Below are 12,352 nucleotides of genomic sequence, written 5' to 3' on the forward strand. Positions count from 1 at the left end.
ATTTTGCTGACGCCCGGGCGGTTTGAGCTGCCCGGGCGCGGCAGTAGCGGCGAGTTTAATCGAAAGAATTGGCAATGAAATCCAGAACGAATACAGTCCGGCGCTGGTTCAAGTACCTGCTGAGCGCTTTTTTTCTTTTCCTGCTTGCCGCGCTGGTTGGCGCGGCGGTTTTTTTGCGCGCCAGCCTGCCGCAGCTGGATGGCGACATCCGTGAGCTCGGTCTGGGCGATGCCATGTCCGTGGACCGCGACGCGGCAGGCGTGCCGACCATCAAGGCCGGCGATCAATTCGACCTGTCCTATGGCCTGGGCTATCTGCATGCGCAGGATCGTTTCTTCCAGATGGACTATCTGCGCCGGACCGGCGCCGGCGAACTGTCCGAACTGTTCGGGCCGGCTGGCCTGGAGCTTGACCGCGAACATCGTCTTTATCAGTTCCGTGCCCAGGCCGAGGCGCTGCTCGCGCGCCTTCCGGCCGACGACCGGCGCCGGCTGCAACGCTACGCCAAGGGAGTCAACGACGGCTTGCGCGGCTTGTCCGCGCGTTCGTTCGAATACGCTGTGCTCGGCATGCAGCCTGCGGAATGGCAGCCGGAAGATTCTTTGCTCGTCATCTGGGCCATGTATTTCCAACTGCAAGGAACGCTTCCTGCGCGCCAGATTGCGCGCACCTGGCTGCGGCAGCAAGCCACTTCCCAGCAACTGGCATTGCTGTTGCCATCGGCTAGCGAGTTCGATGCGCCGCTTGACGCCGCCTCCATCGCGGCGCCGGCCGTACCGCTGCCGGCCGCGGCGCCGGCCTGGTTCAGCGCCGCGGGGACCGGCGCCAGCAAGAGCGCATCGCTAGACTACCGTTCCTCCGTAGGCAGCAGCAACTGGGCGATCGCGGGCAATCGCAGTACGCGCGGCGGCGCGATTGTCGGCAACGATATGCATCTGATGCTGGGCCTGCCGAATACCTGGTATCGCGCCGTGTTCGACTATCCCGGCAAGGGTGGCGGCAACTGGCGGGTGGCTGGCGTGACGTTGCCCGGCTTGCCGGCGATGGTTGCCGGCAGCAACGGCCATGTGGCATGGGGCTTCACGGTGGCTTATGCGGATTGCTTCGAGCTCGTGCCGCTGGAACGGGATAGCGCCGATGCGCGCAGGTTCAAGCTGGATGGCGCCTGGCAGCTCGCGGCCGCCGATGTTGAAACGATCAAGGTGAAAGGCGCGCCGGCTGTCGCACTGACCGTGCTGAAAACTGCGCACGGTCCAGTGCGGGAAATCGATGGCAAATTCTACGCGATGCATTGGGTGGCCCAGTCGGAAGGCGGCGTGAACCTGGGAATTGTCCGTATCGCCGAGGCCAGCGATATCGCCGGCGCCATGGCGGCCGCCAGCCAGGCGGGCATACCTGCGGAAAACATGGTGGTGGGAGACCGGGCCGGCCACATCGGCTGGACCATCGCCGGCGCGCTGCCGGACCGCCGGGCCGGGCTGGCCAGCGACGACCCTGGCCGGCATGACGGCGGCGCCGGATGGCAAGCGCTGCTGGCGCCGGCCGACTATCCGCGGGTCGTCGATCCCAGCGGCGGGCAGCTATGGACGGCAAACAACCGGCAGCTGGCGGGCGATGCCTATCGCCTGATCGGCGACGGCGGCGCGGATATCGGCGCCAGGGCGAGCCAGGTGCGCGATGACCTCAGCGCTCTGGGAATGACGGATGAACGTGCCGCGTATCAGATCAACCTCGACGACCGTGCATTGTTCATGGAACGCTGGCGCGGCCAGGCGCTGCGTGTGCTCGATGGCGCGGCGCTGGCGGGGCGGCCGGAGCGGGCAGAGTTCCGCCGCCTGCTGATGGACAGTTGGAGCGGACACGCCAGCGTCGACTCGGTCGGCTATACGCTGGCGCGCGGCTACCTGCATCAGCTGTACGATGTGATCTTTGATGGCGTCAATGCCCGCCTGAAGCAGCTTGACAGCGGGGCCGACTATGAGTTGGCGAATCCGCGCTGGCCCGCGCTGGTAAGCCGCCTGCTCGATGAGCAGCCTGCCGCATGGCTGCCGGCCGCCGCGCGCAGCTGGAACGAGGTGCAGCTGATGGCTGTCGATCGGACGATTGCCTCCCTCAAGGCCAAGGGAGTGGCGCTGGACCAGGCCAGGTGGGGCGATCGGAATACGTTGAAGATCGCGCATCCGTTCGCGGCCAGCATCCCCGTGCTTGGCCGCTGGCTGGCTGTGGCACCGGAGCCGGTGCCGGGCGATTCGCATATGCCGAGGGTGGCCGGTCCCGATTTCGGGCAGTCGGAACGCATGGTGGTCTCCCCCGGCGCCGAGGAGCACGGTGTTTTCAATATGCCGGGCGGTCAGAGCGGCCATCCGCTAAGCCGGTTCTTCCTGGCTGGCCATGAAGCGTGGGTCAAGGGCGAGAGCACGCCATTCCTGCCGGGGGCGACTCGTTACAGCCTGAAATTTTCACCTTGATGCCGGGTCAGGCCGCCATATCATCGGGCGGCTCTCCGCGCCACAGGCTGTGCCCGCCTGGCATGCGGCGCGTGTCCTGGACTGTATCGGTAAATGAGATTGATATGAAAAACATGACGCACAATAACCGCTGGCTGGTGCGCCGGCCGATCGCCGCGCCGCGCCTCAGATTATTTTGCTTCGCCCATGCGGGCGGACGCGCCACCGATTTCCTGCCGTGGCAGGCGCAGCTGGATCCTCATGTCGAAGTCTGCGGCGTCCAACTGCCCGGCCGCGGTGCGCGATGGTCCGAGGAGCCGCGGATGGCTATGCCCTTGCTGGTCGAGACCGTCGCCCGTGTCATCGAACGCCATGCCGACGTTCCCTTTGCCTTGTTCGGACACAGCCTGGGCGCGATCCTGGCGTTTGAGGTTGCCCGCTATTGTCAAAGCCATGGCTTGCCGGTCCCGGTCCATTTGCTGGTGTCCGGCTGCAGCGCTCCGGGCCGTTTTGGCGGACAGCAATGGCATACCCTCGACGATGATGAGCTGATCGGAATCTTGAAACGGCTGAACGGCACGCCGGCCGAATTCCTGGAGCAGGAAGAACTGATGCAGCTGGTATTGCCCATGCTGCGCGCCGATTTCGAATTGGTAGGCACTTATGCATATTGCCGCGGGCCGCGGCTGCACATGCCGATTACCGCACTGGCCGGCGTGGCCGATGAACACGTGCGCTTGGATTCGTTCAGCGGCTGGGAAGACGAAACCCATGCCGGATACGATCAGTTCCGATTCGAAGGCGGGCATTTTTTCGTCCAGGAGCGCAGCGCCGAGGTTGTCGCTTGCCTGATGGAGAAGCTGGGATTCTGAACCGGCCGGCGTGGCGCAGCCATGGCCTGCCCAATCTGGCCGCGGCGCCGCGCTGCTCGCGCGGCATGCGTTCATTCAATCAGGTTATAGGTAACCGCATAACGGACCAGGTCGACATTGTTCTGGAAGTTCATTTTCTGCATCAGCCGCGCCTTGTGCGTACTGACAGTCTTGCTGCTGATCGATAGTTCTTCCGCGGCTTCGTTGACACTGTTGCCGCGGACCAGCAGGCGCAGGATATGGAACTCCCGGTTGGACAGGAATTCATGGGGCGGACGCTGGTCCGGGCTGCCTGCCTCGAACACCATCTGCTCCGCCAGCTCTGGATCGATGAAGCGTCCTCCCGCAACCACCTTGCGGATGGCCGCCATCAGTGTTTCAGGCTGGTTGTCCTTGGTCAGATACCCTGATGCGCCAGCCGCCAACACCCGGCGCGCGATGGGCGGCTCGTTGTGCATGGTGAGGACCAGCACCGGCGGATAGGATGCATGCGCGCGTATCCGCTGGATAAGATTTACCCCGCTAACGCCTGGCATGGTCATGTCGAGCAGCACAAGGTCGATGCCGCCGGCCCGTAAAGCATCCAGCACCTGTCCGCCGTTGGATGCTTCAGCCGCTACTTTCACCTCATTGCCCAAAGCGAAGAGCTGCTTCAAACCCTCACGCATGATAGCGTGATCATCTGCGATCAATACGCGTATCATGATTTACCCGGCGCTGCATTTCTGGGAATGACTACCTTGATTTTTGTTCTTTGATTGGTCAGGCTGGAAATTTCAAGTTCGCCGTTCAGCATCAATACGCGCTCGCGGATGCCGATCAGTCCGAAGGATTGTTTTTTCTGCAATGACGGGTCGAATCCTATGCCGTTGTCGAGCACCTCTAACACGTAATGACTGGCGGTTCCCTTCAAAGCGACTTCAGCCTTGCTTGCTTGCGCATGGCGGCCGATGTTGGTCAATGATTCCTGCACAATGCGGAAAATTTCGGTGGCGCGCTTCTCGTCCAGATCGATTTCGTCCTCCGTCGCGTGCAATGTGCACTGGACCTCCGGGTGGGTATCATTGAATTCATCGATCAGGTACTCCAACGCGGGGACGATTCCCATGTCTAGCGCCGACGGCCGTAGCGAGGCAACCAGGTTTCTTACCATCAGGATAGTTGAATCGACCAGCGTTATCATGGGTTGAATCATTGCCTGCAATGCCTCATCCTGCTTGCATCGCATGCCGATCACCGACACTCCCATGCGCAAGGCGGACAGGCGCTGGCCGAGCTCGTCATGAATCTCGCGTGACAAGTGCTTGAGTTCTTCTTCTCTCGCGCTGTCATTGCGCGCAGCCAGCTGCCGCGATTCCTCCAGATACCCTTGCGCCGTCTTTTTACAAATAACATTCCTGCCTGTCGCAAGAGCGCCGGCCGCGCCGCCTCCCGACAGGTGGTTCTCTACAACATGGAAAGCACAATCGCTGATGTTTTCATCTTTTTTGGAGATTTTCATTGTAAAGAATTCCGATAATTGTGATTTATAACCCTATGCTATTCATTTATGGTTTTCCGTACATCTGTTTGCTTTGTCAGCCAAGCAATTTATTTGGTGCACAGATTTTTACATACACAGACAGGTCTGTATAGCACTTTGGGTAATGATTTATATTTGCGTTACTGTTAAATCGAGGATTTTTCCCGGAATACGGGAAATCTCCGGAAATCGGTGTTTGCCGGAGATTTTCAATGACGCAAAGGGGGAGGGGGAGACTGGACATGCCGCGATTGCCGCGGCGTCCCGGCCGCTCGCCATGGCTGACGCATGGCGTTGATATCGACTTCTGTCAGTTTGATTTATCTGGAATAACCAAAGGTGATAGATGGGGCGAGCCTTGTCCGCTGCGTAAAGGGAAGTGCAGTATGAACATCGCGCCGCCCAGTTCCGAACCAGTGACTCGTACTCCGCCGCCAAGGCGTTCCGCAATTTTCTTGACGATCGCCAGTCCCAGTCCGTAGCCGCCGGTGGCGCGGTCGCGGCTGCGGTCGAGCCGGTAGAACGGTTCGAAAATCCGTTCCCGGTCATTCTCCGGAATGCCGACGCCGTCGTCTTCCACAATCAGTTTCCACGAAGCGGCGCCTGGCTCGGCCCGCACCCGGATGGTACTGCGGGTGTAGCGCAAGGCATTCTGCAGCAGGTTGGAAAAGGCGCGTCCGAGGCTGCGCGGCTCGATCACGATCTCCCGCATGGCGGGCGCGATCTGCCAGACGATGGTGCAGCGGCGCAGGCCGAGTTCTTCATCGGTGACGCCGGCGGCGGAACGCAGGAAATCCTCCAGCATGATTTTTTCCCTGCTTTCGGGCACCGTTGCCTGCTCCAGCATGCTCAGCGTCAGCAGTTCGCCGACCAGGATATCCAGTTCCTCGACGTCCTTGCGCATGGCCTGGATGCGTTTGTGGGTCTTGTTGTCTTCGGTGGTGTCCATCAGGTTGACCAGGCCGAACTCGAGCCGCGCCAGCGGCGTGCGCAACTCGTGCGAAGCGGCGTTGACCATGTCCCTTTGCGCCGTGATCAGGGCGCCGATGCGGTCGGCCATGTTGTTGAAGTAGGAGCACAGCTGCTTGATCGAAGAGTTCTCGGACAGCTTGGCGCGCGCGTCTAGCGCACCATCGCCGAAGCGGGCGGCGGTGATGCGCAGTTTTTCCAGGTCGCGCCAGTGCGGCGTCAGCCAAACCAGTATCGCCGCCAGCATGACGCTGAAAATAATCACATAGGCGAGCATCTCCATCCAGTCGGGAATAAGCGGATGGACTTCCACCAGACTGCCGTCATGCAGCGCGATGTAGACATTCGTGCGGTTGATGTCGCCGCCGCCGCTCCACGCCAGGCCGTATTGCGCCAGCTCCTGCCGGGTGGCCGGCGACAGCACACGCTTCTGTTCTTCGGATACGCGGCGGTAGCGCTGCCCATTGGAACGATTCATGCTGTCCAGCCTGGCTTGCCGGGTACTGTCGTCGAGCGGGCCCAGGTAGTCGCGCAGCAGCATCGCTTCACTGGCGTATTCGCGATGCATCTGCGCCATCAGGTGCGTCGAGAACAGATAGGGGAAGCCCTTTTGCACGAACACGATCGACAGGACCAGCAGCACGGCGACGGTCAGGTACAGGCGTATCAGGATTCTTAGCATTATTCGTCCCAGGCGATGGGGCTGAACAGGTATCCGCGTCCCCACACGGTCTTGATCTTGCGCGGTTCGTTGGCGTCGTCGTCGAAGCATTTGCGCAGGCGCGAAATGCTGACGTCCACGGTGCGGTCGAGGCCGTCGAAGCCGATGCCGCGCCAGCGCTTGAGCAGCTCGTCGCGGCTCAGGACCTTGCCGGCGGCTTGCACCAGGATCACGAACAGATTGTAGTCGGCGGTCTTGAGGTCGACTTCCGCGCCTTTCCAGCACACCTGGCGCGCCGACAGGTCAACTTCCAGTCCACCGAACTGCAGAAGGGTGCCGCGCGCCGGCTGGTCGCGCAAGTCCATCCAGCGCAGGATGACGCGCAGGCGCGCCAGCAGTAGGCGCGGCTCCACCGGCTTGAGCATATAGTCGTCGGCGCCGATTTCGAGGCCGGCGACCTGGTCGAAAATGTCGGCGCGGGCGGTCAGCATCAGCACCGGCAGCGCCGAGGTTTTGCGGATGGCGCGGCAGATATCCATGCCGTCCATGCCGGGCAGCATCAAGTCCAGCACCACCACATCCGGCTGTTCGCGGGCGATGGCGTCCAGCGCCAGGTCGCCGCGCAGCACCAGCGTGACTTCGAAATCGTAGCGGCACAGGTATTCCGATATCAATTCGGCAAGCCGTGCATCGTCTTCAATCAATAAAACCTTCTTCATTCATTTTCCTTTTTTTTCATCATAGCGTCTCGCTCCAGCTGCCGATGAGCCGATTACAAACAAACACATAAATGCCAAGGATTCACACATATTCCCTACCAATGCTTCACAGACGCGCGGCTCCGGCGTGTCGACAATGTGCTCTGTGAAATGCCTTGCGAATTTGCCGCATGCATCTGCATCGCAAATTTGCGCCACGAATTTACATCACCCCACCCGGAGAAACAATGAAACACCAAACCAAGTCCATCCTCGCTCTCGCCCTGTACGGCGTCCTGGCCTCGCGCGCGGCGCTGGCGCAGCAGGCGGCGCCGGCGCCGTCCAAATCATGGCTACAGGACAGCCAGGCGACGATCGGGCTGGGCGTCGGCGGCATGGCGCGCTATGCAGGCAGCGACGAATACCATGTGGTGCCGGTACCGATACTGAAAATCGCGACGCCATCCGGATTTTTTGTCGACACCATGGAGGGAGCAGGCTACCGTTACGACATCAACGACATGTTTTTCGCAAGCGCCGCCATCGGTTACGATGCCGGCCGCAAGGATTCCGACGACGGCCTGCAACCCGGCTCGGCAAAGCTGAAAGGCATGGGCGAGATCAAGGGCTCGGTGCTGGCCAATATCGAGGCCGGCATCAAGCTGGGCCGCATCGGCACACTGTCGCTGGCCATCTCGGAACCGGTCAGCAACCGCGAACGCGGCCTCAGCTACCGGGCCCAGATCAGCAGCACCGTGCTGGCGCTGGCCAAGGACAAGGTCAGCGTCAGCGCTGCCGCCATGTTCGGCGATGCCAAGTACAACCAGACTTTCTTTGGCGTCAATGCCATCCAGAGCCGTAATTCCGGCTATGCCCGGTACACGGCGGAATCCGGCCTGAATGCGGTGAATGCCTCGCTGACATGGACTCACAGTTTCAACCGGACCTGGTCGGTGTCCACCATGCTCGGCGCCACGCATTATATGCAAAAAGCCGCCAGCAGCCCGCTGGTGCTGGCCAAGACCAATTACAGCGGATTTGCAACCGTCAATTATTCATTTTGACCGAACCCGGATTGGTGCATCAACATGGTTTTTAATCTGTTTCCAAGATCGAAGTGGCTGCGCGACAAGCAGCAGGTGGCGCAGCGGAGTTTGCCGGTCGCCGCGCCGCCGCGGATTTTCCTTACCGGCGTCACCGGTTTTGTCGGCGGCGCGATTGCGGCCGAACTTGCCGGCAGCGACAGCTTCAAGGAAATGCTATTTCTGGTTCGTGCGGAATGCGCTGCCGAAGGAGTACGCCGGGTGCGCGAGTCGATCGCCCGCTTCACGCCAGCCGACATGCCGCTGCACATCTCTGAAAGCCAGATCATCCTGGCTGACTTGAAAGATGCGCAGGCGTTTGCCGATCCGCGGCTGGACCGGGTCAGCCACGTCATCCATGGCGCCGCGGTGACTTCCTTTGCCGACCGGCCGGATCTCTGGGAAATCAATGTCGACGCCACCATGCGCCTGGCCGAGCGCTGTTCGCGGCTGCCAGGCTTGCGGCGCTTCATGTATGTCGGCACGGCCATGGCATGCGGCGTGGCGCGCGGGCCGGTCGTGACCGAAAGCCTGCGCCTGCCGGTCGAGCGCGCGCATCTGGTGCCGTACACGGCCTCCAAGGCGCAGGCCGAGAATCAGTTGCGCGAGCGTTTTCCGGAACTGCCGCTGGTGACGCTGCGGCCGTCGATCATCGTCGGCCATACCTCGCTCGGCTGCAAGCCGTCGGCCAGCATTTTCTGGCTCTTGAAAGTCGTCTCGCAGCTGAACCGTTTTGTGTGCCCGCCGACGGCCTACCTGGATATCGTGCCGGTCGATTACTGCGCGCGGACGATAGTCGCCCTGACCCTGAAGGAAACGCTGGGCTTTTCCACTTATCACATCTCGGCGGGACGCAGCGGCAGCGTCATGGTGGAACAGTTGCTGCAAGCCTTCCAAGGCCTCAATGCGGTTGCGCGGCACCAGCCTTACGAAAGGGTGCCGGAAGCCGCATTGCGGCAGATGGCGCTGGCGTATGGCGTGCGCCACGCTGTGCAAGGCTGCGCCACGAGGGCGGGACGCAACGAGCCTATCAATACCCGCATGCTGCACAAGGCATTGATGCTGTACGGCCGTTTCTCCAGGCTCAATTATGTGTTCGATGAGCGCAGGCTTCTCAGCGAAGGGCTGGCGCCGGCGCCTTGCTTCCTCGACTATATCGGCCAGTGCGAACGCAGTGCGGCGAAAATGTCGCTGAAGGTGCAGATGGCGCATGACTTCAAATAGAGGAGGTTTCCGCCTCCGCAAAAGAAAAAACCCGCACTTGGCGGGTTTTTTGATCCATCGTCTGCTGTCGCTGAAATTCAGGCGCGCTTGATAAGCCGCAGGATGAACAGCAAGATCACGGCACCTACGGTGGCAGTCACGATCGAGGCGATCCAGCCGCCGCCAACCTGAATGCCAAGTACTCCGGCCAGCCAGCCGCCGATGAAGGCGCCGACGATACCGACGATGATATCAACCAGCACGCCGAAGCCGCCGCCCTTGACCAAAACACCTGCCAGCCATCCTGCAATCGCGCCAACTATCAACCAAGCGATGATGCCCATGAGATTTCCTTTCAGAGTTGACCATGTTTAGACTACCCGGCAAGAGTAGCGTAAACATCATCAAAAAAAGTCGTCCAATTGTAAAAGATAGATAAACCCGAAAGACTGCTTTACCGGCTGCGGCGCTGCAAGAAAAAACGGCCGCACGTGCAAACAGGGCCAGGTTATGCACCTGGCCCTGTAGCGTCAGCTGTTAGCTGCAAGCCTTGCCATGATCGGCGTGGTTGCCTGCTGCCTTGGCGGCTGCTTCTGTCATGTAGGAACCAGCCTTGGTTTTGCCATAGTACTTGGTGCCTGCGCAGTGATACACCTTGCTCGAGCTGTTGACCCAGACGTCGCCTGGATTAGCGCCGGCTGCAGGAGCGGCTGCCGCTGCGGCTGGTTTTGCCGGAGCCATCGCTGCAGGTGCGGCAGCTGCTGGCTTGGCCATGGCAGCTGGCGCTGCAGCAGGTGCTGCTGCCGGGGTAGCTGCAGGAGTAGCTGCAGGTGCGGCCGCTGCGGCTGCCGGTGCGGCGGCTGCAGCTGTGTACCATTCCTTTACGCCTTTATGGCCGGCGCAAGCGCCTTTCTTGGTTGCGTTGGAGGAATAGCTGCCGTCCTTGCACAGGCCGGTGCTGCCGGCCGGCGCTGCTGCCGGCGCCTGGGCGAAGCTGGCGGCGGAAGTCAGTAAAGCTGCTGCAACTGCTGCTGAAATAAACAATGCTTTCATTTTCTTCTCCATGGAGTAAATAGTGCTCACGTGTTGCTGATCTCAACACCTTGGGTGTCAATCTGTCTACTTGCAGCACGACCATGCAACTTGTTGTGCGCCGCACCTGGCAATATGACCGAGGTAGGTAATCAACGCGGTCATATTGGATATGGCTGACATAAACTTCGCTACAAATGAAAACAATTGTGAGATTTTTATGCTCGCAGGCGAATCAGTGTTGCGCTCCAGGCATCTTAATTGTCAAAGAAGTACTGATCCATGGAATGGCGGCCGGCAGCGGACTGCCGGCCGCATTTTGCTAGAACGCGTAGCGGACGCCCACCGTGGCGGTATAGCGCGGAGCAAGCTGTACGCCATTGACCTTCTGGTAGACCGGCAGCTGCACAAAGCCGTATAGCGAGACTTGTTGCGAGACTGGCACGCTCACGCCGGGGCTCAGATAGACCAGGGTGCCGCCGGTGCTGACGGTGTCGGCATTGGCGCCGACGTCATGCAGCACGCGCCGTACGTTGAGTTGGATTTGCGGCGTGAAGTTGCTGTTGCCCACATAGCGCAGGCCCAGGTTCAGATTGGCGCCGTCGCCGGGACGGTACTGATCGCTGGAATTGAGCGCCTTCTGTACGATGCCCTGGGCGAAATAGTCCCAGTTCTGGCTGAGCGTATCCATATAGTAGACGCCGAGGATGGCATCGGTGGTGCCTGTGCCTGGCTGCAGGCCGCGGTCGATAGGCACTGGTCCGGGCGCCGTCGGATCGCTGGACATGGCGGTGTCGGTATGGCTGCCGGTGGGCAGTTTCAAGCCGAACAGGATGCCGAAGTTATGCTCCGGCGTAAAACCCTGGTAGCGGCCGATGACCTTGAGGTCGCCGATGCTGGAGGTGCGGGAGTCGTACTGGCCGCCGCCGTCGCCGGGAGTGACGCCGTCCGAGGCGGTGCCCAGGGTGCTATGGCTGCGCATGATGTAAGGCAGTTGCAGGTTGATGCCCCAGTCCGGGTTGAAACTGTAGTCGAGACCCAGCGTCAGGTAGTTGTTGCGGGTGTATTTTTCGACTTCCTGCGGATTGCCGTTATTGGAAATCTGGCTGGCGGCGCCGGGCGAGATCTTGCCGGTGCCGCTGCGCAGCTGGTTCTGGTTCAGGTAATCGTAGCGCAGGTCCATTTTCAATCCGGACGAGCTGCCGATGCCGAGGTTGTCCCAATCGGAACTGAGGGTGCAGCCGCAGCTGGCGCAGGCTAACGCTGTCTGCGGCAAGAGGGCCGTCAAGGATATGGCCGCAAGCGGCAGCAAGGCAAGGCCGGCGCGACGAGAGAATGGCGTAGCCATGGTAAAGGGCTTTCTTGTTTAGATTGTAAGGCGTAAAGGCGCACTTTCATTGAATGAAGCTGCGCCGCCGGCTAAGCAAATCAGGACAAGGCGGGCGGGCCGCGCGATTGCGGATGCAGCCGGACGATGCTGGCATGCAGGGAGAATGGGGCTTGCGGAAGAGCGATGCCCTCGCTGGCCGGCAGCTGCCACTGGCTGATGCCGGGCGGCAGGCCGATATCGGCGGCATGCAGGAAACACAGCAGGCAATGGCCTTGGTGATCCTCGTCCGGGGTATCGTGATTGCCGGCGGCGGGCGCCTGCAGACGGTCGGCGCTACTGCACAGTTCGCCCAGCCCGAGCGGCTGGCCATGGGCAGCCGGCAGCAACTGCACCACGCTGGGCAGCAGGGCTGCAAACATGGCCAGGCAAACGGCAAGCTGGCGCAATCGGCGGGGCAGGCGGAACATAGAGCGGCACGGGTAAGCTGTTCGCCGAAGTGGCAAACTTAGCCGTATGGTAACGCCTCGCCACGAGAG

The 12,352-nt window shown here is 61.0% G+C and carries 12 protein-coding genes; 4 read left to right on the plus strand and 8 right to left on the minus strand.

All coding sequences use genetic code 11. The features are described from left to right. Window positions 1-74 precede the first annotated feature (74 nt). Together AC07V8_RS08420 and AC07V8_RS08425 are read left to right on the plus strand one after the other, a co-directional pair. Window positions 75-2,468 (plus strand): penicillin acylase family protein, encoded by a 2,394-nt coding sequence (locus AC07V8_RS08420; protein WP_494678239.1) that lies wholly within the window; start codon window positions 75-77, stop codon window positions 2,466-2,468. 104 nt (window positions 2,469-2,572) lie between these two features. Beyond that, window positions 2,573-3,319, plus strand: coding sequence for a thioesterase II family protein (locus AC07V8_RS08425; RefSeq protein WP_494678238.1), 747 nt, complete (start codon window positions 2,573-2,575; stop codon window positions 3,317-3,319). 71 nt (window positions 3,320-3,390) lie between these two features. Here AC07V8_RS08425 and AC07V8_RS08430 read toward each other — a convergent pair whose 3' ends face one another. The 4 genes from AC07V8_RS08430 to AC07V8_RS08445 all read right to left on the minus strand — a co-directional run bounded on the left by AC07V8_RS08430 (window position 3,391) and on the right by AC07V8_RS08445 (window position 7,190). After that, complete coding sequence (locus tag AC07V8_RS08430; protein WP_211472043.1) at window positions 3,391-4,023, minus strand: response regulator; 633 nt, start codon at window positions 4,021-4,023, stop codon at window positions 3,391-3,393. Continuing rightward, window positions 4,020-4,820, minus strand: a complete 801-nt coding sequence (locus AC07V8_RS08435) for a sensor histidine kinase (RefSeq protein ID WP_494678237.1) — start codon at window positions 4,818-4,820, stop codon at window positions 4,020-4,022. Before AC07V8_RS08435 ends, AC07V8_RS08430 begins: the two co-directional genes overlap by 4 nt. Before the next feature lie 331 nt (window positions 4,821-5,151). Further along, window positions 5,152-6,492, minus strand: coding sequence for an ATP-binding protein (locus AC07V8_RS08440; RefSeq protein WP_494678236.1), 1,341 nt, complete (start codon window positions 6,490-6,492; stop codon window positions 5,152-5,154). Further along, entirely contained in the window at window positions 6,492-7,190 is a 699-nt protein-coding gene (locus AC07V8_RS08445; protein WP_494678235.1) for a response regulator, read from the minus strand. The genes AC07V8_RS08440 and AC07V8_RS08445 overlap by 1 nt, the downstream gene beginning before the upstream one ends. A 227-nt stretch (window positions 7,191-7,417) precedes the next feature. Between AC07V8_RS08445 and AC07V8_RS08450 the strand changes: the two genes are divergently transcribed. Together AC07V8_RS08450 and AC07V8_RS08455 are read left to right on the plus strand one after the other, a co-directional pair. After that, window positions 7,418-8,233 (plus strand): MipA/OmpV family protein, encoded by an 816-nt coding sequence (locus tag AC07V8_RS08450; protein ID WP_494678234.1) that lies wholly within the window; start codon window positions 7,418-7,420, stop codon window positions 8,231-8,233. A gap of 24 nt (window positions 8,234-8,257) precedes the next feature. Beyond that, window positions 8,258-9,475: an SDR family oxidoreductase gene (locus AC07V8_RS08455; RefSeq protein ID WP_494678233.1), complete on the plus strand. Its 1,218-nt coding sequence runs from the start codon at window positions 8,258-8,260 to the stop codon at window positions 9,473-9,475. Between the two features lie 77 nt (window positions 9,476-9,552). Here the strand turns inward: AC07V8_RS08455 and AC07V8_RS08460 are convergent, their stop codons facing one another. From AC07V8_RS08460 to AC07V8_RS08475, 4 genes are all read right to left on the minus strand, one after another. Further along, the gene (locus AC07V8_RS08460; protein ID WP_061943502.1) at window positions 9,553-9,798 is read right to left on the minus strand and encodes a GlsB/YeaQ/YmgE family stress response membrane protein; all 246 of its coding nucleotides are present in this window, start codon (window positions 9,796-9,798) and stop codon (window positions 9,553-9,555) included. 193 nt (window positions 9,799-9,991) lie between these two features. Next, complete coding sequence (locus AC07V8_RS08465; RefSeq protein WP_494678232.1) at window positions 9,992-10,507, minus strand: DUF3761 domain-containing protein; 516 nt, start codon at window positions 10,505-10,507, stop codon at window positions 9,992-9,994. Between the two features lie 301 nt (window positions 10,508-10,808). Further along, the gene (locus AC07V8_RS08470; protein WP_494678231.1) at window positions 10,809-11,834 is read right to left on the minus strand and encodes a TonB-dependent receptor; all 1,026 of its coding nucleotides are present in this window, start codon (window positions 11,832-11,834) and stop codon (window positions 10,809-10,811) included. An 80-nt stretch (window positions 11,835-11,914) separates the two neighbouring features. Continuing rightward, the gene (locus AC07V8_RS08475; protein WP_494678230.1) at window positions 11,915-12,235 is read right to left on the minus strand and encodes a DUF2946 family protein; all 321 of its coding nucleotides are present in this window, start codon (window positions 12,233-12,235) and stop codon (window positions 11,915-11,917) included. Window positions 12,236-12,352: the final 117 nt, after the last annotated feature.

It is taken from the genome of Collimonas sp. GW821-FHT02H07, assembly GCF_059421505.1.